We start from the raw sequence: 18,985 nt of genomic DNA, 5'->3' as shown, positions 1-18,985 counted from the left end.
CCTCGTCGGATCGGTGGGAGCGGGGTATCACATGGCGGGCCGATTGCAAGATTGCGGGCGGTGGACCGGGGCGGCTGCCCCGGACCCCGCGGATATTTGCACAAGGAAGAAGGGGCGTGGGGCCGTGGGGATCACTGTGGGAATCGTGGGCTGCGGGGTCGGCGGGCTCGCGCTCGGCACCTTGCTGGCGCGGCAGGGCGTGCGGGTCGTCATCCATGAGCGGTTCGAGGCGGCTGGGCCTGTGGGATCGGGCCTCGTCATCCAGCCGGTAGGGCAGCGGGTGTTGGCGCGCCTCGGCGTGCTGGAGGAGCTGCTGGCCGCGGGTGTGAGGATCGAGCGGATGCTGGGGCATGAGGTGCGCGGCGCGCGCCGGGTGCTCGACGTGCGCTACGACGGTGCGGGGGCCGGGCGGTTCGGGCTCGCGCTGCATCGCGCGACGCTGTTCGAGGCGCTGCATGGCGCGGCGCGCGCGGCCGGGGTCGAGATCGTGACCGGGGCCGAGGTTGTCGGCGTGACGGAGGCGCCGGGGCGGCGGCTGGAGCTCGCGGGCGGCGGGCGGAGTGGTCCCTTCGATCTGATCGTGAACGCAGGCGGTGCCCGCTCCGCCCTGTCGCCGGAGTTCGGGCGGGTGCTGTCGTTCGGTGCGCTCTGGGGCACGGTCCCCGCGGAAGGGCTGCCTCCGGTGCTGCGCCAGCGCTATCGCCGTGCGTCGAAGATGCTGGGTGTGCTGCCGGTGGGCCGGGTGCCCGGGCGCGCGGGGCCGCAGGCGACGATCTTCTGGTCGTTGCCGCAGACGGCGGAGGCGGCCTGGCGGGCGACGCCGCTGGCCGACTGGCACATGGAGGTCGCGGCGCTGTGGCCCGAATTCGCGGAGCTTGCCGCCGGGATCACGACCCATGACGACCTCACCTTCGCCCGCTACCGCCACGGGTCCCTGCGCCGGGTGGCGGCGCGGGAGCTGGTGCATATCGGCGATGCCGCGCATCGGGCGAGCCCGCAGCTTGGTCAGGGGGCCAACATGGCGCTCGTCGATGCCGCCGTGCTGGCCAAGGCGCTGGAGGGCCATGCGGTCGATGCCGCCCTCCGCCGCCATGCGCGGGCCCGCGCACTGCACGTTGCGCTCTATCAAGGGATGAGCGCGATCTTCACCCCATTCTACCAGTCCGAGAGCCGGGTGCTGCCGATCCTTCGCGATCGTGTCATGATGCCGCTGAGTCTGATCCCGCCGATGCCACTGATGCTCGGCCGTCTCGTCGGCGGGGATCTTTGGTGGACCGGGATGGGCCCCGACGCGGCTGCCCCGGCGCAGGAGCAAGCCGCGTGAGGGGAGTGTCATGGAGACGGAGCGCCTCAAGGCCATCGTCGATTTTCTGCAGGCCGCCGAGGCGCTGAAGGACACGCTGCGCTCCGGCCATACCGGCGCGGGGCGGCGGGAAAGCACGGCGGAGCATACGTGGCGGCTGTGCCTCCTCGCGCTGTTGCTGGAGGGGGAGACGGAGGTCGACGCGCTGCGGCTGCTGCAGCTGTGTATCGTGCACGATCTGGGCGAGGCGATCTCCGGCGACATCCCCGCGACCGAGCAGCAGGCGGAGGACGGCCGCAAGGAGCGGGAGCGGGCGGACATGGCCCGGCTCTGCGCCCCCCTGCCCCCAGATCTGCGCGACCGGATGATCGGCCTCTGGAAGGAGTACGAGGCGGGCGAGACGGCGGAGGCGGTGATGGCCAAGGGCCTCGACAAGATCGAGACCATGCTCCAGCACCTCGCCGGGCGGAACCCGGAGGATTTCGACTACGGCTTCAACCTCGGCTACGGGGTCGGTCGCACGCAGCGGCACCCCTTGCTGCGGACCCTGCGGGCCGAGGTCGATGCCCGTACGCGGCGGCGCATGACGGAGTGACTTGTTTTTCACCGGCCGGTGATGAATGATCGGGCCATGGCCCGACCGCTCGGACATGACCCGCAGGAGATCCGTCGCCGGACGCTGGAGGCGTTCTGGATCGGCGGCTATGCCGAGACCTCGCTCGCGGATCTGGAGGCGGCGACCGGGCTCGACCGGCGGCAGCTCTACAACGGCTTCGGCGACAAGACGGCGATGTTCGTGGCCGCACTTGAGGATTTCGATGCTGTGGCCGGGCAGATGTTCCTCGCCCCGCTGGAGGCGGAGGGAAGCGGGCTGGCGGAGATCGCGGGGCTGCTGCGCGGCTTCGTGGAACTCTCGCGGGAGCCCGAGGGGCGGCGAGGCTGCCTCGTCTGCAACACGGCGCGCGAGGCGGCGGCGGACCTGCCGATCGTGCGCCCGCGCGTCGCCGCCTATTTCGACCGGATCGAGCGGGCCTACCTGACGGCGTTGACCCACGCGCGGGACGCCGGGGCGCTCGCGCTGGACGACGAAGCCTTGCGCCGCACCGCGCGAATGCTCTTCGGTGCCCATGTCTCGCTCTGCGTGCTGGCGCGGGCCAGGGTGGATACAGACGTGCTCCACGACATCGCGGAGGAGACGCTGCGACGGCTTGGCTGACTTATTTGCCCATTCTTCACTGATCGTTGAACATGGAGGACGCAATGACAGAGACGAAAGTGAGTGCGCAGGCGGCGGCCCTGCGGCGAGAGTTGAAGCTCGATGCGGAGTATCCGTTCGAGAGCCGGTTCGTCCGGACGCCGCAGGGCATGATGCACTACGTGGATGAGGGATCGGGGGCGCCAGTCCTGCTGCTACATGGCAACCCGACCTGGTCGTTCCTGTGGCGGCGCTTCGTGACCGGGCTGTCGGAAGCGCACCGGGTAATCGCGCCGGACCATATCGGCTTCGGCCTGTCGGAGAAGCCGTCGGACAGTGCGGCCTATTCGATCGACACGCATATCCGGAACCTGGAAGCGCTGGTGGAGCGGCTCGATCTCACGGACATCACGCTGGTGATGCAGGACTGGGGCGGGCCGATCGGGCTCGGCATGGCGGCGCGGCATCCGGGGCGGATCGCGCGGCTGGTCGTGATGAACACGTTCGGGTTCTGGCCACCCGCCGACGGGATGGATCCGGAGAACCTGCCCCTGCCCGCGCCGCTGCGGCTGATGCGGGCTAAGGGGCCGGGGGACGTTCTGGTGTGCCGCTTCGGCTTCTTCGAGCGGGTGGTGATGCGGATGGCGACCGGGGACGGGAGGGCGCTGCGGCGGGTGCACCACGCCTACAAGGGGGTGTTCCGCAGCCCGGCGGAGCGGGCGGGCGTCATGGCGTTTCCGCGGCTGATCCCGACACGCTCCGCCCATCCGTCGGCGCAGATCCTGCTGCGGGAGACGGGGCCGTTCCTGGAGCGCTTCGAGGGTCCCGCCCGGATCTTCTGGGGCATGAAGGACCCTCTGTTCCCACCAGAGGCGCTGGCGGCGTGGCGGACGCGGCTGCCGCAGGCGGAGGTGACGGAGCTGCCGGAGGCGAAGCACTACCTGCAGGAGGATGCGCCGGAGGAGATCGTGGCGGGGCTGCACCGGTTCCTCGCCGCTTAAGCCGCGAGCAGGCGGTATTCGCGCGGTTGCAGCAGCGGCCGCGCGGCGGGGCCGTAGCTCTCGGGCATAGCGCGCAGGTCGGGGCGGATGGCGAGTAGCGTCTCGCGCAAGGCGGCGTCCATCACGTCGAGACCGGTGCGGCCGGGTAGGAAGGTCTCCGCGGCCACGCCGTTCGCGCGGACCACGTGGTGCTGTTCGAGCAGGATGTGGTGGTAGTCGACGGGACCTGCCGCGATCCGGCGCGCGGCCCGGCCGTCGACCAGCGCGCGGGCAGGCACCAGCAGCTCCGCCGTGCCGAACAGCAGCATGGCCCGCGGGCCGCGCAGCAGCAGGCGATGCTGGGGTGAGACGACGAGGGCGGAGGTGTTGCCCAGCACCCCCGGCGCGATGCGCACGGGGCGCGTGCGGCCGCTGGCGACCATGCGGGTGCACCCGGCCCAGACCACCGCTTGCGGACCGGCATCGAGGGTGAGGACGAGATCGCCGGGCCGCAGATCCTCGATCGGTCGCGGCCCGTGCGGCGTCTCGATCCGCGTTCCGGCGGCGAAGCAGACCGAGCCGGACGCCCCTTCCGAGATCGGCTCGTTGCTCTGGGTGCCGGGGTTGGGCTGGTTGAACTGGATCGAGTAGGTGGCGCTGTTTGGATCGGTCGGGACCGGCAGGTTGGTGGAGGTCGCCCCGTCCGCCGGGCCGCCCGACGCCGTGATGTTCTGCGTCCCGCCGCCGATGTCGTAGAAGTCGATGACGGTGGAGGTCGAGCTGTCGACCAGCGCATAGGCCTCGTAATTCGTCGACCCGCCCCCGTCGGGATCGGTCAGCAGGATCGGGAAGGTGTCGGCGGAGATGACGTAGACCCACTCCTTCGCATCCGCGTCGAAGCTCTTGCGCACGCCCGCGTCGGTTAGCGAGATCTCGATGCCGAAGCTGCCATCGGCCTGGTAGAAGCCCACGACGAAATCGTCCTCGTTCGCCTCCTCCGCCTGGGAGAGGGAGACCTCGAGGAATTCATCGATCCCGGTGGAACGCGCGAAGGCGTTCGAATAGTGCAACTCGCTGATGCGCGCCATGCGCCGCACCCTTCCCCACGTTCAGTCCCCACGCCGCACAGCATAAGGGCCCCCGCACGGCTGTGCGAGGGCCCCCGATTGTCTCTTTCGTATAGCCGCTTAGGCGGGCAGTGCGGCCTTTGCCTGGTCCACGATGGCGTTGAACGCATCGGGCTCGTGCACGGCGAGATCGGCGAGGACCTTGCGGTCCACCTCGATGCCGGCGAGCGACAGGCCGTTGATGAAGCGGCTGTAGGTCATCGCTTCGTCATGGGCGCGGACGCCTGCGTTGATGCGCTGGATCCACAGGGCGCGGAAGTTGCGCTTGCGCGCCTTCCGGTCGCGGGTCGCATACTGCTGCGCCTTGTCGACGGCCTGCGTCGCGGTGCGGAAGTTCGTGGAGCGCGCGCCGTAGTAGCCTTTGGCCTGCTTGATGACCTTGCGGTGGCGGGCGTGCGTAACCTTGCCGGATTTCACTCGGGACATGTGCCTGGCCTCCTGATCAGCGGTTGTACGGCATGTATTTCTTGACGATGCCCTCGTCGGGCTTCGACAGGACGGTCGTGCCGCGGGCGTCGCGGATGAACTTGTTGGTCCGCTTGATCATGCCGTGGCGCTTGCCGGCCTGCGCAGCCTTCACGCGGCCGGAGGCGGTCATCTTGAAGCGCTTCTTGGCGCTCGACTTCGTCTTCATCTTGGGCATTTCGATCTCCTTGGTCGGGTCGTGGAGATGCGACTCGGCAGCCCGTGTCGCCGGCCGCATCGGGATAGAGCGCGTGGCATTAGACGCATCGCGCCCGCTTGGCAAGGGGAATCCGTGCTATGATGGCCTCCCATCCAGAGGAGGACAGAATGCAAAAGATCACGGGTCACGGCGATTCCGGCACGCTCGTCCGCGCCTATACCGCCGTCCGCCGCCGCACGGCACCCGAAGGCAGCGCACCCGCTGCCAAGACGCTCCACCGCCGCGCGCTGAAGGGGCCGCGGGCCCGGCTGGGGCACTATCTGCGCATCGACCGGGGCGTCGAGCGCTGAATTAGAAACCGAAAGGTTGCGCTTTATCGCACGTCTCCCATATAGCAACTCATAGGTTGCATATAGGAGAGCCCGATGACCGACCTGGCTGACACGATCGAGCGTGAGCTGCGCATCGCCGCCCCGGTGGACAAGGTCTGGACCGCCCTGACCGACTACAAGGAGTTCGGCGCCTGGTTCCGCTGCGACCTCGACGGGCCTTTCGTGCCCGGTGAGGTGACGCGCGGCGTGATGCGCTACGACGGAACGCCCGGCAAGGCGATCTACATGCGGACCGAGGAGCTGGAGGCACCGCGCCGCTTCAGCTTCACTTGGCCGCTGGACGAGGATCTGCCCTTCGAGGATGCCCATGCCGACGGGCGCACGACGAAGGTGACGTTCGAGCTGGAGCCCGATGGCGATGCGACCGTGCTGCGGCTGGTGGAGATCGGCTTCGAGAGCCTGCCAGAGGGCACGCGCCTGCCGCATTTCCGGCGCAACCAGAAGGGCTGGACCGCACAGATGGAGAACCTGACCGCCCATGTCACATGATCCCGCTGCCGCCGCCGCGCTCGCACCGCTCTTCGGGGCACTTGGCGATCCCACACGGCTTGCCATCGTGGCGCGGCTCGGCGGCGGCGCGGACCTGTCGATCACGGCACTGGCGCGGGGCACGGACATGACCCGGCAGGCGGTAACCAAGCATCTGCGAGTGCTGGAGGATGCCGCCATCATCGGGCGGCGCAAGGCGGGGCGGGAGGTGCGCTATTCGCTGCGCCCCGACCGTCTGACCGAGGCGCAGCGCTTTCTCGACGCCGTGGGCGCGGAATGGGACGCAGCGCTGGTGCGCCTCGCCGATCACGTCGAGGGCGGCTAGCCGAAGACGAGACCGCCGTCGACGATCAGGTTCTGCCCGGTGACGGCCCGCGACCACGGGCTCGCGAAGAAGAGGACGGCATCGGCCATCTCCGCGGGCGTCGTGACCTGGCCGAGGGGCGTCTGCGCGGCGACGATGTCGAACACCTCCTCGGGCGTGGCTGCACTCGCATCGGTAGTGCGCAGCAGCCCGCCGGAGACCATGTTGACCGTGACGCCGAGGGGCCCGAGCTCCTTGGCCGCCGTGCGGGTGAGGGCCAGCAGCGCGGATTTCGCGGCCGTATAGTCATGGTAAGGCACGACCGGGTTCTGAACGAGGTTGGTGCCGATGGTGATCAGCCGCCCGCCCCCGGCGACCTCCCAACGCGGGCGCATGACACGGATCATGTTGAGCGCGCCGCCCACCGCCGTCTCCCCCTGCCGGGCGATATGCTCCCACGCCAGCGTGTCGAGATGGGTGCGCGCGTCGCCGTTGAAGCTGTAGTCGGCGAGCGCGTTATGGATGATCGTGGTGGGCGCACCGAACCGCTCCTCGACCGTGGCGATCATGGCCTCGACGGCATCGGGATCGGTGACGTCGGCCTGCACGGGAAGCGCCCGCGCGCCGAGCTGGCCAGCAAGCGCGAGGGCTGCGTCGGCGCTGTTGCGGTAGTTGATCGCGACGCTCGCGCCCTCCCGCACGAAGGCGGCGGCGATGGCCGCACCCAGGCCGCGTCCGGCTCCGGTCACGAGGACGCACTGGTCCTGCAAGGTAGACGTCATTCGGTTTGTCCCTTCTCGAAGGCGTGGAAATGGTGGACAGGCCCGTGGCCGCCGCCGACATCGAGCCGGTCGGAGGCGGCGATGGCGGATGCAACATAGCGCTTGGCAGCGGCGGCCGCGTTGGGCAGCGGCAGACCCCGGGCGAGCAGCGCGGCCAGCGCCGCCGACAGCGTGCAGCCGGTGCCGTGAGTGTTTGCGGTCGCGTGGCGCTCCCCCTCCAGCCAGGTGAGCGCGTCGGACATGGCCAGGAGATCGGGACTTTCGCCCCCGGCGAGATGCCCGCCCTTCAGCAACACCGCATCGGGGCCGAGGGAGAGGAGCGCGCGGGCCTGCGCCTCCATCTCCGCCGGAGTGGCGGCCTCCGCGGTATCGAGCAGGTCGGCGGCCTCGGGCAGGTTCGGGGTCAGCACGGTGGCGATGGGCAGCAGGTCGTCGCGCAGGGCGCCGACCGCCTCGGGCGCGAGCAGGCGGTGGCCGCCTTTCGCGACCATTACCGGATCAACAACGATAGGTGCCTTGAGGTCGGCGAGCGCCCCGGCGACGGCCCGGATGATGTCGGCGGTGCCGAGCATCCCGGTCTTCACCGCATCGACGCGGATGTCCTCGCGCACCGTCTCGATCTGACGGGCCACGAAATCGGGGGCGATCATCTCTGCCGCCGCCACGCCGCGGGTGTTCTGCGCGGTCAGCGCCGTGAGTGCCGCCATCGCATAGCCGCCATTCGCACTGATCGCCTTGATATCGGCCTGGATGCCGGCGCCGCCTGAGGGGTCGGAGCCCGCGATGGACAGGATGTTGGGGATCATGAGGCCCTCCATTCGGCCAGCAGGGAGCGGGTCGCGGCCTCAGGGTCCGGCGCGCGGGAGATGGCGGAAACCATGGCAGCCCCCACAGCACCGCTCGCCCGGACCGCGGCCATGTCACCGGGGCCGACACCGCCGATCGCCACGCAGGGCAGCGGCGTCGCGGCGACGATCCGCGCAAGCCCGTCGAAGCCGATGGGCGGCGCGTGGTCCGGCTTGGTCGCGGTGGCGCGCACCGGGCCGACGCCGAGATAGTCGACGGCGCCTTCCGGGATGGCAGCGAGTTGGTCGGCATTCTCGACGGACAGTCCCAGAAGCTTGCCCGGGCCAAGCGCCGCGCGCGCTTCCCGTGGATCACCGTCGCCCTGCCCGATGTGGAGGCCGTCGGCATCGGCGGCGCGCGCAACCTCTATCCGGTCGTTGACGATCAGCCGGATGCCGCGGGGCGCGAGCAGATCTTTCAGCCCGCGGGCGAGCGGGATGAGCTCCGCATCCGGCAGCGTCTTCTCGCGGAGCTGGATGGTGGAGGCGCCGCCGCGGGCCGCCGCCCGGGCCTGCGCGGCGAAGGTCAGCGGCGCGCTGGGATCGGTGACGAAGTAGATCGGGCCGATCATACCGGAACGATCCGCGCGCTTGCGTTCACCTCCGCCGGGGTCACGGCGTGGAGCGCGTCGAGAAAGGCGACCTGGAAGCTGCCGGGACCCGCCGCCTGCGCCGCGGCGCGCTCGCCCGCGATACCGTAGTAGGCGAGCGCCGCGGCGGTGGCCTCAAGCGGCGGCTGCCCGGCACAGAACGCGCCGACCACGCCGGTCAGGGAGCAGCCGAGGGCGGTGACCCTGGTCATCAGCGCGTGCCCGTTGCCGACGCGCAGGCCGCTTGTGCCGTCGGTCACGAAGTCCTCGGCCCCGGTTACCGCGACGACGCCGCCCGTGCGGGTGGCAAGGGCGCGGGCGGCATCCTCCGCCGCCGCGACGCTATCGCCCGCATCGACGCCGCGGGCCTTTGCGGCGGTTCCGGCGAGGGCCAGGATTTCGGAGGCGTTGCCGCGCACCACCGTGGGCCGCGCTTCGATCAGGCGGGCGCAGAGCTCCTGCCGGAAGCGGGTGGCGCCGACGCCGACCGGGTCGAGCACCCAGGGACGGCCAGCGGAGGTCATCACGGCGGCCGCCTCCTCCATCCCTTGCGCCCATTCGGGGTCCGCTGTGCCGATGTTGACGGTGAGTGCTGCGGCGATCCCGGCGAACTCCGCCACCTCGGCACGGGCATGGACCATGGCGGGCGAAGCGCCGGCGGCGATCAGCACATTGGCCATCACGTTCATGGCAACGAAGTTGGTGATGTTGTGGACCAGCGGTGCGGCGTCCCGCATCGTCGCGAGGTACTGTCCGGGATGTTCCATCAGCTCTCCCCTGCGGCGGGGAGAGACGGGGACGAGGGGCGGCAGATGCCGCGTCCGACCACCGCGACTTCCTCCGCCGGCATTATCCGGTTCAGGTTCGAGGGTTCTTCTCAGCCCGAGTGAACGAGCGCCCCTGTCGCAGGTTCGGGATCGCAGCCCGGGCGTTGCGTGTCAAGGGCGAGCGGCAGGGAGCGGGACGCGCGCCCGGCCTGGAAAGCGCTTGTGGGACAGGATTGAGATGTCCGTCCCCTCAAGCGTCGATCTCGCGGAATCTATGAACGACATCGCCAACGCGCCCTCCGAGGGGGAGGTCGGGCGCGGCCCGGCGGTGCCGCCGCGCGGGACGCTGCTTCGGAGTAGTACTACCACGGACGTGATCCGGGGTCTTTCGCCAAGGAGCGCCTCGAGGCCAGAAGGTCCCGGCGCTTCGGCCGGGACGGTGGCAAGGGTCGTCAGAGTCGGGCTTGGCCCGTCCATCGCATGCATTGGGAGATCCTCGGGTCAGGCCCGAGGATGACGTTGTGCGGGAAAGCGGGCGATCCCGGCTCTGCGGCCGGGACGGTGGTGCCTCGTGCAACCGCCCCGGACCTGATCCGGGGCCTTTCGGTGCGGAGATCCATGCAATCAGCGATGCCCGCCGAAGGGCGGCACCGGCCCCCTCAAAACACCTGCGCGGCGACGTCGATCAGCGCCAGCATCACCGCGCCGAAGCTGGCGGATGCGGGGGTGGCGAACTCGATGAAGAGGGCAAGGCCCAGCGCCGTGGCCGCCCAGAAGGCGGGTCGCAGCCAGCCATCATTCGACAGGATCGCCTCGACCCCGCGCCCGATCAGGGCGAGGATCGAGGCGCCGTAGGCAACGAGCAGCCAGTCGAGGGCGCTCACCCCTGTTCGCCCTCGTAGATGTCCTTCTCCCGGCAGGGTGCGACGCGCAGGATGTTGGTGGTACCCGGCATGTTGAAGGGCACGCCCGCGGTCACGATGATCTTGTCCGTTTCCTCGGCGAAGCCCTGCTGCACCGCGGCGCGCACCGCGGCGACGACGGCGAGCTTGAATCGGTTGACCTCCGGCGTGATGACGCAGTGCAGGCCCCAGACGAGCGAGAGCCGCCGCGCGGTGGAGATCATCGGGGTCAGCGCCAGAACCGGCACGCGCGGCTTCTCGCGGCTGGCGAGGATCGCCGTGGTGCCGGAATGGGTGAACGTGCAGATCGCCTTCACCTCGATCGTCTCGGCCACCTCGCGCGCGGCGGTGGTGATCGCGTCGGCCTGGCCGCGATGGGTGCGGGTGCGGCTCGCCTCAATGATCTGGCGGTAGACGGCATCCTGCTCGACCTCCACCGCGACGTCGTTCATGGTCTGCACGGCCTCGACCGGGTAGTCGCCGGCGGCGGACTCCGCCGAGAGCATCACCGCGTCCGCGCCCTCGTAGATCGCGTGGGCGACGTCTGAGACCTCGGCCCGCGTCGGCACGGGAGCGGAGATCATGCTCTCCATCATCTGGGTGGCAACGATCACGGGCTTGCCCACGTCGCGGCACTTGCGGATCAGCTTCTTCTGGATCGGGGGGACGGCTTGCACCGGGAGCTCCACACCGAGATCGCCCCGGGCGACCATGACACCGTCGGTCGCCTCCAGGATCTCGTCGAAGGCGCGGACGGCGGCAGGCTTCTCGATCTTCGCGATCAGGGCGGCGCGGCCCTTGGCGAGCGTGCGGGCCTCCTCCACGTCGGCGGCGCGCTGGACGAAGGAGAGCGCCAGCCAGTCGACGCCGAGCTCGCAGACGAACTCCAGGTCCTTCTTGTCCTTCTCGCTGAGGGCAGCGAGCGGCAGGACCACATCGGGCACGTTCACGCCCTTGCGGTTGGAGATCTCGCCCGCGACCTCGACGATGCAGTCGGCACTTTCCTTGTCGCAGGCCTCGACCTTCAGCCGGATCTTGCCGTCGTTGACGAGGAGGGTGGAGCCGGGCTCCAGCGCCTCGAAGATCTCCTTGTGCGGAAGCTGGACGCGGGTCGCATCGCCCGGTTTGTCGTCGAGGTCGAAGCGGAAGCTCTGCCCCTCCTCCAGCTCGATCGGGCCGTCCTTGAAGACGCCGCAGCGCAGCTTGGGGCCCTGCAGGTCGGCGAGGACGCAGATCGGGCGCTGCGTCTCGTGCTCGATCTCGCGGATGAGCTGGTGACGCTCCGCGATCTCCTCATGGCTGCCGTGGCTCATATTGAGGCGGAACACGTCGGCGCCGGCCTCGAAGAGCGACTTGATCATGGTGCGGGAGGAGGAGGCGGGGCCGAGCGTGGCCACGATCTTGACGCGACGGTCGCGTTTCATACGGTTTTCCTTCTTGTCCCAACGGCCCGGGGGTGACGGGCCAAAGCGGTTCGGTCGCGCCTCGTTTACTGTCACCGGTCGGGCCTGTCCCGCAAAAATCGGGACAGATCATGTCTTTTTGCGCTGTCCTGCGCGCAGAGGCAAAGCTAGATCAGGAGCGCTGAATCACAACATGAGCGACCGCTGGATGCCGCAGGACTGCTACGAAACCGTGAAGGGCGCGCCGGGCCACCGGCTGGTGCTGACCTGCGACCACGGCTCCAACCGCGTGCCGGAGGAGCTGGGCGATATCGGGCTGAGTGCAGACGACATGGCGCGGCACATCGCGTGGGACGTCGGTGCGCGGGGCGTGACGCTGGGTCTCGCGCGGCGGCTCGGGGGCGCGGCGGTGCTCTCCACCGTGAGCCGGATCGTGATCGATCCGAACCGGGCGGAGAACGATCCCACGCTGGTGCGCCGGATCTACGACCGCAGCGTGGTGCCGGGCAATCGCGGTGTCGATGCGGCCGAGCGGGCCCGGCGGATCGCGGCCTACTACGCGCCCTATCATGCGGCGGTAGATGCGAAAGTCGACGCGGTGCTGGCGCGCGGCGAAGTACCCTCGGTCGTTGCCATCCACTCCTTCACCCCGCAGCTCGCCGGACGGCCGCCGCGGCCCTGGGAGGTCGGGATCCTCTGGGACGGTACCGACGGGCGGATCGCGGTGCCTTTGATGGCGCGCCTTCGGGCCGAGGGCTGGTGCGTGGGCGACAACGAGCCCTATCCGGGGACCTATGGCGGCGACAGCCAGGACCGGCACGCCATGCAGCGCGGCCTGCCCAACGTGCTGATCGAGGTGCGCAACGACCTCATTTCCGACGCGGCGGGGCAAGAGGCTTGGGCCGGGCACCTCGCGCCGCATCTGGCGGCGATCCTGGCGGATCCAGCCGTGGGGCGGCGCTTCGAGGCTGCGTAGGCGCGGGCGCTGCGGGTTTCGCGCTTCCGCGCGAGGATATTTCAGGCAAGCTGGAATGGTCAGGCGCGGGGCCAGTCCTCCATCGGGCGCCAGCCGTGGCGGGGCCGGCCGGTGTCGAGGTCGACGGTGAAGAAGTGGCCGCCGCCCTGCTGGTCCTGGCTGCGGTCAATCGGCAGGCCCGCGAGATGGCAGTAGAGCAGCGTTCCGACGCCGCCGTGGCCGGTGAGAAGCAGGCTGCCTTCCGTCTCCGCGATCGCGCGTTCGGTGGCCGAGACGATGCGGGCCTGGGCGTCGATGGCCCGCTCCCAACCGCGCACGCTCTCGTCGGGGCGGGCGAAGAAGGCGTCGGCCCTCTCCTCGAACTCCGGCGGCGGGAGGAAACCGGTGGCGGAGCGGTCGTTCTCGTGCATCCGCTCCATGATCTCCAGCGGCGCATTGGCGGCCTTGGCCAGCGGCTCCGCCGTCTCGATCGCCTTGCGCTCGGCGCTCGACCAGATGCGGGCAATACCGCCGAGATCGCCGGTCTGCGCAAGTTCCCGGACGCGGGCGGCACCCGTCTCGTTCAACCCCCAATCGGGGACCGGGATGTCGGGATCGATGCGGACTTGGGGATGGGTCAGGTAGTGCAGCAGGCGTGTCATGGGCGCGGACGCTACACCGGCTTCGCGACGGATTTCCGACAGCTGCGCACTGGAAAGCGGGCGGCTCGCGGCCTTACATAGCGCTCAAGCCAAAGGGAGAGGATCCATGGACGACCAGACGCGCCTCGAGCTCGAAGCCGCCGCCTTCCGCCGCCTGCGCGACCACCTGCGCAAGCGGACCGACGTGCAGAACATCGACATGATGAACCTGACGGGGTTCTGCCGGAACTGCCTGTCGCGCTGGTACCAGGAGGAGGCCAACGCCCGCGGGATCGAGATGGACAAGGCCGAGGGGCGCGAGGTCGTCTATGGCATGCCTTATGGCGAGTGGGTCGAGCGCTACCAGACCGAAGCGAACGACGCACAGAAGGAAGCTTTCGCCGCGGCGCCCAAGGCGCACTGAGGCCCGCTACTCCTCCGGCTCGGCGAGCTGCATGACGGCGAAGGCGATCTGTGCCGTCGCGAAGGTCGTGCCGAGGGAGAAGGTCAGCAGCACCAGCGGCCAGATGCCGAGGCCTGCACGCTCCACGAGCGTGGCGACGCCGCCGATGTTGAACTCCCAGAGGATGGTGACGAGCAGGGCCGCCAGCACGAAGCCGAGCGCGCCTGCGGTGACGAAGAGATTGACGAGCCGGGGCATCGGCCTCTCCTGCACTTGGGATCGGATATAGAGGTTACGTCCGATCGTTCCGCACGGATTGGCCGCTGCGCAACTTTATTTCGCGTTCGTTTTACCCTGAGACCGTCAGGTCGCGGTGGCGAGCGCTTCCTCGATGTAGATCTCGCGCAGGCGGCGGGCGACGGGGCCGGGAGTGCCGTCACCCAGCGTGGTGCCCGCGATCTCGACCACCGGCGTGACGAAGGAGGAGGCGGCGGTGACGAAGGCCTCGGCGGCACCTTGCGCCTCCTCCGGCGTGAAGGGGCGTTCCTCCACCTCCATCTGCGCCTCTCGGGCGAGGCGGAGCACGGCGGCGCGGGTGATGCCGTGGAGGATGGAGTTGGAGAGGTTGCGGGTCACGATCCTGCCACCCCTGGTGACGATGTAGGCGTTGCTCGACGTGCTCTCGGTCACGTGGCCGTCCTCGACCATCCAGGCATCGTCGACGCCCTCGGCCCGGGCGGCCATCTTGCACATCGAGGGCGCCAGGAGCTGCACCGTCTTGATGTCACGCCGCCCCCAACGGATGTCGTCGACGAAGGCGATGCGCAGGCCGTTGGCCGCCGCCGCCGTCTCGATCAGCGGCTTTGCCTGGGTGAAGAGGACGAGGGAGGGTTTCGGCTCCTCCGGATAGAGAAAGTCGCGATCGGCGGCACCGCGGGTGACCTGCAGGTAGATCAGGCCCTCGGTCAGGTCATTCTCCTCGATCAGACGGCGGTGGATCGCCTCGATCTCCGCATGGGTAGCGGGCGACGGCATGTCGATCTCGGACAGCGAGCGATCGAGGCGCGCCATGTGGCCCCCGAAATCGACGAGGCGGCCGTCGAGGACGGAAGTGACCTCGTAGACGCCGTCCGCGAACAGGAACCCGCGGTCGAAGACGGAGATCTTCGCGTCCTGCTCGGGCAGGTAGTCGCCGTTGACGTAGACGGTGCGGGTCATGGCGTGCTCCTGTGCGCGGCTGCCGTTCGGCGGGTCATTTTTGCAAAAAGTGTTGGAGACATCTGCCTACCCCCAGAGTGCGGCGGCGGGCGGATGGACCTCGGCGCCCTCGTAGGTGAGCGGCGGATCGCGGTCCTCGGCCAGCAGGAGCGGGCCGTCGAGATCGACGATCTCGGCCCCCTGCCCCACCAGCACGGCGGGCGCCATCGCGAGGGAGGAGCCGACCATGCAGCCTACCATGATGCGGAACCCGTCCGCGCGGGCGGCGTCGCGCAGCGCCAGCGCCTCGGTCAGGCCGCCGGTCTTGTCGAGCTTGATGTTGACCATGTCGTACTTGCCCGCGAGATCCGCGAGCGAGGCGCGGTCGTGGCAGCTTTCGTCGGCGCAGACCGGCAGTACGCGGTCGAGATCGGTGAGGGCAGCGTCCTCGCCCGTGGGGAAGGGCTGCTCGACCATCTCCACGCCGAGCTTCACGAATTCCGGGGCGAGGGTCGCGTATTGCTCCGGCGTCCAGCCCTCGTTGGCGTCGACGATGATACGGGCGGCGGGGGCGCCGGCGCGGACGGCGCGGATCCGCTCCACATCCTCCGGCCCGCCACCGAGCTTGGTCTTGAGGAGCGGGCGGGCGGCGTGGCGGGCCGCGGCGGCGTTCATCGCCTCCGGCGTGCCGAGGGAGAGGGTGTAGGCGGTGGTGAGCGCCTGTGGTTCGGGAAGGTCCGCGAGCTGCCAGGCGCGGCGGCCCGCAGCCTTCGCGGCATGGTCCCAGAGGGCGCAGTCGACGGCGTTGCGGGCGGCGCCGGGCGGCAGCATCTCCTGCAACGCGCCGGGGTCGACTGTCGCGGGCAGGCCCTCCACCTGCGCGCGGACACTCTCCACCGTCTCGCCGTAACGGGCATAGGGCACGCATTCGCCGCAGCCGGTGATGCCGTCGCGGGTGACGGTCACGGTGATGACCTGCGCCTCGGTCTTCGTCCCGCGCGAGATGGAGAAGGCCTCGGCCAACCGAAAACTGTCCGCGGTGACGGAGATCATGACGCCTCCGGCGGAGATATTTGGAGCAAGAAGAAGGTCATGGCAGCGCATCGACCAGGCGCGCGGCGCCGTGGCGGTAGGGGTCGATGGTGGGCAGGCCCATGCGCTGCTCGATGCCTTTCAGCAGGTCGGCGGCGGCGGGTTCGTCGAGGGCGGCGGTGTTCAGCGAGATGCCGGTCACGGTGCAGCCCGGGTTGACGACATGGGCCATGGCGAGGGCGCTGTCGCGCAGCGCCTCCAGGCTGGGCAGGTCGTAGCCCGGCAGACCGCGCATGTGGCTCCGCGTCGGCTCGTGACACAGGATCAGGGCATCGGGCGCGCCGCCGTGGATCAGGGCCAGCGTCACCCCGGAATAGGAGGGGTGGAAGAGGCTGCCCTGCCCCTCGATCAGGTCCCAGTGGTCGGGGTCGTTGGGCGGGGTTAGATGCTCGATGGACCCCGCCATGAAATCGGCGATGACAGCATCGAGCGGCACGCCGTCGCCGGTGATCAGGATGCCGGTCTGGCCGGTGGCGCGGAAGGTCGCCTTCATCTCGCGCGCGCGCATCTCCCGCTCCATGGCGAGGGCGGTGTACATCTTGCCGACGGAACAGTCGGTGCCGACGGCGAGGCAGCGCTTGCCTGCGCGCTTTTCGCCGTTGGCGATCGGGTAGGCCACGGTGGGCACGCGCACGTCGTGGAGTGTGCGGCCGTGCTTCTGAGCCACTGTCACCAGCGCGGGCTGGTCACGCAGGAGCGTGTGCAGGCCCGAGGCGATGTCCATGCCGTGGGCGAGCGCCTCCTCCAGCACCTGCATCCAGGCGGGCGAGATCACGCCGCCGCGGTTGGCGACACCGATCACGAGGGTCTTGGCCCCCGCCGCCGCGGCCGCCGCGATGTCCATGTCCGGCAGCTTCATGTCGGCATTGCAGCCCGGCAGACGAAGCTGGCCAATGGCCGCGTCGGGCCGCCAGTCGCGGATGCCCTGCGCGACCTTGGCGGCGAGCGGATCGGGCGCGTCGCCCAGGAACAGCAGATAGGGATGGGGGATCATCGGCGGGCCTCCGGCTTCGCGCGAGGCTAGGCCGATCCTGACCATTCGGTCAAATGCGAAGTGCGGCCGCGGCAATGCGCTACAAGGGGATTTGCCGACCTGGGCGAAGTGAAAAGGGCCGCCTGCAGGAGGCGACCCTTTCAACACGTTTTGCAAACATGCGCCGTCTGCGCGTCAGGCGGCTTGTGGTCTTGCCGGAGCGGGGGCCGCAAGCGCCATCTCCGCGCCATCGAGCACCGCGTTGGGTGCCACCTCGTCCGGCGTCGCGCAGATGCCGCGCCGTTGCATCCAACGGCCGAGCGCCGGGGATGCGGTCAGCAGCGCGAACGGGATCGCGAGGAACATGCCTGCGAGCACCGGTGCTGCCCAGGGCAGCGCGCTCGGCGCACGCCAGAGGATCAGGGCTGCGAGCACCGCGCCCGCGAGGGTCTGCGGCCAGAGCCCGCGCAGCGCCGTGAGCGGCGGCAGCGCGTAGGGATCGCGGTTCTGCCCGCCCCAGATCACCGAGCGGCCGAAGGCGAGCCCGATGAGGAAGATCGTCACCCGCATCGCCACAACCGGCGCGAGAAGCATGGTGAACGCGGTCTCCATCAGCGCGCCGAGCGCGAAGCGTCCCGCCCCGCCATAGCTGCGCACGCCACCGGGGCGCAGGGCGACATCGATCCAGCCCGCGATCTTCGGAAACAGGCTCATGCCGATCATGATGAAGAACATGGCGAGGCCGAAGGCGAGATCGACCTGCCCCACCTCGTCGTTCATCATCTTGAAGGCCGCGGCACCGGTCATCAGCATCCAGGCGGGCGCGCCGAAATACATCATCATGGCCGAGAAGATCTGGAAGCGGCTCATTGGCTTCAGGCCCTTCCAGAACATGATCGGACCGTACTGCATGTTGCCTTGGCACCAGCGCAGGTCGCGCTTGGTGAAGTCGAGGATGGTGGGCGGGTTCTCCTCCCAGCTTTCGCCCTCGACCGGCATGACGCGGCACTCGTAGCCCGCGCGGCGCATCAGCACCGCCTCGACCTGGTCGTGGCTGAGGATGTGCCCGCCGAGCGGGGCCTTGCCGGGCAGTTGCGGCAGGCGGCAGTGCTTGCGGAACGCGTCGACGCGGATCAGGGCGTTATGACCCCAGTAGGGTCCGCACTCGCCATGCCACCAGGCCGCGCCCAGCGTGAAGGAGCGCATGCCGTGCCGCATCCCGAACTGGAAGATCCGGGCGAAGGCCGAGCGGGCAGGCGCGCCGACCACGAGGCTCTGCAACAGACCGATCCGAGGATGGGCCTGACAGATGCGGACCATGCGCAGCATGGCGGCACCAGACATCAGGCTGTCCGTATCCAGCGGCAGGAAGAAGTCGAAACCGTCACCCCACTGCCGCAGGAAGTCGCGGACGTTGCCGGCCTTGTAGCCTGCATTGACCTCGCGCCTGCGATAGACCGCGTTGGAGCCCAGCGCGTGACGGTGGCGGGCCATCGCCATCTCCTCCGCCGCAGCGATCGCGGGATCATCGGTGTCGGAGAGGATGAAGATCTCGAACCGGTGGCCCCAACCCGTGGCGTCGAGCGAGCGGCGCATCTCCACCGCGCGGGCGAAAGTCGGCTCGGGCGGTTCATTGCGCAGGAAGATGGCGAGCGCGGTGCGGCTGACGATCGGCGCCGTCTCGTCGATATCGCGCATGTGCGGTGCAGCACTCTCGAGCCCGTCGCGGTGGAAATGCATGAGCCACAGGCCCAGCACCGCGTTCCAGAAGCCCATCACGGTCCACGGCGCGCCGATGCAGACGCAAACGAGGATGACGGTATCGGTGACGGTCCACCCGCCCATGCCGAAGACCTTGACCACGCCGGCGATGATCGCGGCGAGCGTCAGGAGGTTGAGCACGGCGACGATGCCGCGGCGGCGGGCAAGCAGGCCCGTCTGCTGCAGGCCGGCCGGCGTGCGCACGCTGTCGTGACCCGGGACCGGGTCCAGATGCTGGACGTGATCTTTCATACGCTTA

Annotated in this window: 24 protein-coding genes and 1 riboswitch; of the genes, 9 read left to right on the top strand and 15 right to left on the bottom strand. The window is 69.5% G+C overall.

The genetic code is table 11. The features are described from left to right. Window positions 1-124: 124 nt before the first annotated feature. From I0K15_RS13420 to I0K15_RS13405, 4 genes are read left to right on the top strand one after another with little or no spacing between them, the layout of a single operon-like run. A complete protein-coding gene (locus tag I0K15_RS13420; protein WP_230374119.1) occupies window positions 125-1,324 on the top strand; it encodes an FAD-dependent oxidoreductase in 1,200 nt (399 codons plus the stop codon). 10 nt (window positions 1,325-1,334) lie between these two features. After that, window positions 1,335-1,898: an HD domain-containing protein gene (locus I0K15_RS13415; protein ID WP_196102017.1), complete on the top strand. Its 564-nt coding sequence runs from the start codon at window positions 1,335-1,337 to the stop codon at window positions 1,896-1,898. 36 nt (window positions 1,899-1,934) lie between these two features. Then, window positions 1,935-2,519, top strand: coding sequence for a TetR/AcrR family transcriptional regulator (locus I0K15_RS13410; protein WP_196102016.1), 585 nt, complete (start codon window positions 1,935-1,937; stop codon window positions 2,517-2,519). A 44-nt stretch (window positions 2,520-2,563) separates the two neighbouring features. Beyond that, entirely contained in the window at window positions 2,564-3,499 is a 936-nt protein-coding gene (locus I0K15_RS13405; protein ID WP_196102015.1) for an alpha/beta fold hydrolase, read from the top strand. Here the strand turns inward: I0K15_RS13405 and I0K15_RS13400 are convergent. The 3 genes from I0K15_RS13400 to rpmI form a co-directional block, all read right to left on the bottom strand. Beyond that, a complete protein-coding gene (locus I0K15_RS13400; protein WP_196102014.1) occupies window positions 3,496-4,566 on the bottom strand; it encodes a Hint domain-containing protein in 1,071 nt (356 codons plus the stop codon). The genes I0K15_RS13405 and I0K15_RS13400 overlap by 4 nt on opposite strands. Before the next feature lie 99 nt (window positions 4,567-4,665). Beyond that, window positions 4,666-5,031 carry a 50S ribosomal protein L20 gene (gene rplT, locus I0K15_RS13395; RefSeq protein ID WP_196102013.1) on the bottom strand — a complete coding sequence of 122 codons (366 nt, stop codon included), beginning with the start codon at window positions 5,029-5,031 and terminating at the stop codon, window positions 4,666-4,668. Window positions 5,032-5,047: 16 nt separating this feature from the next. After that, window positions 5,048-5,248: a 50S ribosomal protein L35 gene (rpmI, locus tag I0K15_RS13390; protein WP_196102012.1), complete on the bottom strand. Its 201-nt coding sequence runs from the start codon at window positions 5,246-5,248 to the stop codon at window positions 5,048-5,050. A gap of 149 nt (window positions 5,249-5,397) precedes the next feature. Here rpmI and I0K15_RS13385 point away from each other — a divergent pair, with 149 nt between their 5' ends. From I0K15_RS13385 to I0K15_RS13375, 3 genes are all read left to right on the top strand, one after another. Continuing rightward, the gene (locus I0K15_RS13385; RefSeq protein WP_196102011.1) at window positions 5,398-5,580 is read left to right on the top strand and encodes a hypothetical protein; all 183 of its coding nucleotides are present in this window, start codon (window positions 5,398-5,400) and stop codon (window positions 5,578-5,580) included. Window positions 5,581-5,655: 75 nt separating this feature from the next. Further along, the gene (locus I0K15_RS13380) at window positions 5,656-6,111 is read left to right on the top strand and encodes an SRPBCC family protein (RefSeq protein ID WP_196102010.1); all 456 of its coding nucleotides are present in this window, start codon (window positions 5,656-5,658) and stop codon (window positions 6,109-6,111) included. Then, on the top strand, window positions 6,101-6,436 hold the full coding sequence (locus I0K15_RS13375; RefSeq protein ID WP_196102009.1) for an ArsR/SmtB family transcription factor: 336 nt from the start codon (window positions 6,101-6,103) through the stop codon (window positions 6,434-6,436). The genes I0K15_RS13380 and I0K15_RS13375 overlap by 11 nt, the downstream gene beginning before the upstream one ends. On the opposite strand, the gene I0K15_RS13370 is transcribed toward I0K15_RS13375, so the two are convergent. The 6 genes from I0K15_RS13370 to pyk all read right to left on the bottom strand — a co-directional run bounded on the left by I0K15_RS13370 (window position 6,433) and on the right by pyk (window position 11,725). Beyond that, window positions 6,433-7,197 (bottom strand): 3-oxoacyl-ACP reductase, encoded by a 765-nt coding sequence (locus tag I0K15_RS13370; protein WP_196102008.1) that lies wholly within the window; start codon window positions 7,195-7,197, stop codon window positions 6,433-6,435. The genes I0K15_RS13375 and I0K15_RS13370 overlap by 4 nt on opposite strands. After that, on the bottom strand, window positions 7,194-8,003 hold the full coding sequence (gene thiD / locus I0K15_RS13365) for a bifunctional hydroxymethylpyrimidine kinase/phosphomethylpyrimidine kinase (protein ID WP_196102007.1): 810 nt from the start codon (window positions 8,001-8,003) through the stop codon (window positions 7,194-7,196). The genes I0K15_RS13370 and thiD overlap by 4 nt, the downstream gene beginning before the upstream one ends. Next, window positions 8,000-8,614, bottom strand: coding sequence for a thiamine phosphate synthase (gene thiE, locus I0K15_RS13360; protein WP_196102006.1), 615 nt, complete (start codon window positions 8,612-8,614; stop codon window positions 8,000-8,002). Before thiE ends, thiD begins: the two co-directional genes overlap by 4 nt. Continuing rightward, complete coding sequence (gene thiM / locus I0K15_RS13355) at window positions 8,611-9,399, bottom strand: hydroxyethylthiazole kinase (RefSeq protein WP_196102005.1); 789 nt, start codon at window positions 9,397-9,399, stop codon at window positions 8,611-8,613. The genes thiE and thiM overlap by 4 nt, the downstream gene beginning before the upstream one ends. 51 nt (window positions 9,400-9,450) lie before the next feature. Next, window positions 9,451-9,544: riboswitch (TPP riboswitch) on the bottom strand. Between the two features lie 514 nt (window positions 9,545-10,058). After that, window positions 10,059-10,283 (bottom strand): hypothetical protein, encoded by a 225-nt coding sequence (locus I0K15_RS13350; protein WP_196102004.1) that lies wholly within the window; start codon window positions 10,281-10,283, stop codon window positions 10,059-10,061. Further along, a complete protein-coding gene (gene pyk, locus I0K15_RS13345; protein WP_196102003.1) occupies window positions 10,280-11,725 on the bottom strand; it encodes a pyruvate kinase in 1,446 nt (481 codons plus the stop codon). The genes I0K15_RS13350 and pyk overlap by 4 nt, the downstream gene beginning before the upstream one ends. Window positions 11,726-11,897: 172 nt before the next feature. On the opposite strand from pyk, the gene I0K15_RS13340 reads away from it, so the two are divergent. After that, the gene (locus I0K15_RS13340; protein ID WP_230374118.1) at window positions 11,898-12,680 is read left to right on the top strand and encodes an N-formylglutamate amidohydrolase; all 783 of its coding nucleotides are present in this window, start codon (window positions 11,898-11,900) and stop codon (window positions 12,678-12,680) included. A 59-nt stretch (window positions 12,681-12,739) separates the two neighbouring features. Here the strand turns inward: I0K15_RS13340 and I0K15_RS13335 are convergent, their stop codons facing one another. After that, on the bottom strand, window positions 12,740-13,321 hold the full coding sequence (locus tag I0K15_RS13335) for a histidine phosphatase family protein (protein ID WP_196102002.1): 582 nt from the start codon (window positions 13,319-13,321) through the stop codon (window positions 12,740-12,742). A 106-nt stretch (window positions 13,322-13,427) separates the two neighbouring features. Between I0K15_RS13335 and I0K15_RS13330 the strand changes: the two genes are divergently transcribed. Beyond that, window positions 13,428-13,724 carry a DUF1244 domain-containing protein gene (locus I0K15_RS13330; RefSeq protein ID WP_196102001.1) on the top strand — a complete coding sequence of 99 codons (297 nt, stop codon included), beginning with the start codon at window positions 13,428-13,430 and terminating at the stop codon, window positions 13,722-13,724. Between the two features lie 6 nt (window positions 13,725-13,730). Here I0K15_RS13330 and I0K15_RS13325 read toward each other — a convergent pair whose 3' ends face one another. From I0K15_RS13325 to mdoH, 5 genes are all read right to left on the bottom strand, one after another. Continuing rightward, window positions 13,731-13,961 carry a hypothetical protein gene (locus I0K15_RS13325; protein WP_196102000.1) on the bottom strand — a complete coding sequence of 77 codons (231 nt, stop codon included), beginning with the start codon at window positions 13,959-13,961 and terminating at the stop codon, window positions 13,731-13,733. A gap of 105 nt (window positions 13,962-14,066) precedes the next feature. Continuing rightward, entirely contained in the window at window positions 14,067-14,921 is an 855-nt protein-coding gene (locus I0K15_RS13320; RefSeq protein WP_196101999.1) for a D-amino-acid transaminase, read from the bottom strand. Window positions 14,922-14,987: 66 nt separating this feature from the next. After that, on the bottom strand, window positions 14,988-15,953 hold the full coding sequence (gene dgcA / locus I0K15_RS13315; protein WP_196101998.1) for an N-acetyl-D-Glu racemase DgcA: 966 nt from the start codon (window positions 15,951-15,953) through the stop codon (window positions 14,988-14,990). 37 nt (window positions 15,954-15,990) lie between these two features. Then, the gene (gene dgcN / locus I0K15_RS13310; protein ID WP_196101997.1) at window positions 15,991-16,986 is read right to left on the bottom strand and encodes an N-acetyltransferase DgcN; all 996 of its coding nucleotides are present in this window, start codon (window positions 16,984-16,986) and stop codon (window positions 15,991-15,993) included. A 174-nt stretch (window positions 16,987-17,160) separates the two neighbouring features. Further along, window positions 17,161-18,978, bottom strand: a complete 1,818-nt coding sequence (gene mdoH, locus I0K15_RS13305) for a glucans biosynthesis glucosyltransferase MdoH (RefSeq protein WP_196101996.1) — start codon at window positions 18,976-18,978, stop codon at window positions 17,161-17,163. Between the last annotated feature and the right edge of the window lie 7 nt (window positions 18,979-18,985).

Source organism: Pontivivens ytuae (genome assembly GCF_015679265.1).
Classification (GTDB): Bacteria; Pseudomonadota; Alphaproteobacteria; order Rhodobacterales; family Rhodobacteraceae; genus Pontivivens; species Pontivivens ytuae.
This window is presented reverse-complemented; position numbering and strand designations above follow the sequence as displayed.

Coding starts and splice junctions, on each gene's coding strand:
- rpmI (WP_196102012.1), bottom strand. CDS start 5,248: ATGCCCAAGATGAAGACGAAGTCGAGCGCCAAGAAGCGCTTCAAGATG.
- thiM (WP_196102005.1), bottom strand. CDS start 9,399: ATGGAACATCCCGGACAGTACCTCGCGACGATGCGGGACGCCGCACCG.
- I0K15_RS13385 (WP_196102011.1), top strand. CDS start 5,398: ATGCAAAAGATCACGGGTCACGGCGATTCCGGCACGCTCGTCCGCGCC.
- dgcN (WP_196101997.1), bottom strand. CDS start 16,986: ATGATCCCCCATCCCTATCTGCTGTTCCTGGGCGACGCGCCCGATCCG.
- thiE (WP_196102006.1), bottom strand. CDS start 8,614: ATGATCGGCCCGATCTACTTCGTCACCGATCCCAGCGCGCCGCTGACC.
- I0K15_RS13380 (WP_196102010.1), top strand. CDS start 5,656: ATGACCGACCTGGCTGACACGATCGAGCGTGAGCTGCGCATCGCCGCC.
- rplT (WP_196102013.1), bottom strand. CDS start 5,031: ATGTCCCGAGTGAAATCCGGCAAGGTTACGCACGCCCGCCACCGCAAG.
- thiD (WP_196102007.1), bottom strand. CDS start 8,003: ATGATCCCCAACATCCTGTCCATCGCGGGCTCCGACCCCTCAGGCGGC.
- I0K15_RS13325 (WP_196102000.1), bottom strand. CDS start 13,961: ATGCCCCGGCTCGTCAATCTCTTCGTCACCGCAGGCGCGCTCGGCTTC.
- I0K15_RS13370 (WP_196102008.1), bottom strand. CDS start 7,197: ATGACGTCTACCTTGCAGGACCAGTGCGTCCTCGTGACCGGAGCCGGA.
- pyk (WP_196102003.1), bottom strand. CDS start 11,725: ATGAAACGCGACCGTCGCGTCAAGATCGTGGCCACGCTCGGCCCCGCC.
- I0K15_RS13320 (WP_196101999.1), bottom strand. CDS start 14,921: ATGACCCGCACCGTCTACGTCAACGGCGACTACCTGCCCGAGCAGGAC.
- I0K15_RS13335 (WP_196102002.1), bottom strand. CDS start 13,321: ATGACACGCCTGCTGCACTACCTGACCCATCCCCAAGTCCGCATCGAT.
- I0K15_RS13405 (WP_196102015.1), top strand. CDS start 2,564: ATGACAGAGACGAAAGTGAGTGCGCAGGCGGCGGCCCTGCGGCGAGAG.
- I0K15_RS13340 (WP_230374118.1), top strand. CDS start 11,898: ATGAGCGACCGCTGGATGCCGCAGGACTGCTACGAAACCGTGAAGGGC.
- I0K15_RS13410 (WP_196102016.1), top strand. CDS start 1,935: ATGGCCCGACCGCTCGGACATGACCCGCAGGAGATCCGTCGCCGGACG.
- dgcA (WP_196101998.1), bottom strand. CDS start 15,953: ATGATCTCCGTCACCGCGGACAGTTTTCGGTTGGCCGAGGCCTTCTCC.
- I0K15_RS13375 (WP_196102009.1), top strand. CDS start 6,101: ATGTCACATGATCCCGCTGCCGCCGCCGCGCTCGCACCGCTCTTCGGG.
- I0K15_RS13415 (WP_196102017.1), top strand. CDS start 1,335: ATGGAGACGGAGCGCCTCAAGGCCATCGTCGATTTTCTGCAGGCCGCC.
- I0K15_RS13330 (WP_196102001.1), top strand. CDS start 13,428: ATGGACGACCAGACGCGCCTCGAGCTCGAAGCCGCCGCCTTCCGCCGC.
- I0K15_RS13400 (WP_196102014.1), bottom strand. CDS start 4,566: ATGGCGCGCATCAGCGAGTTGCACTATTCGAACGCCTTCGCGCGTTCC.
- mdoH (WP_196101996.1), bottom strand. CDS start 18,978: ATGAAAGATCACGTCCAGCATCTGGACCCGGTCCCGGGTCACGACAGC.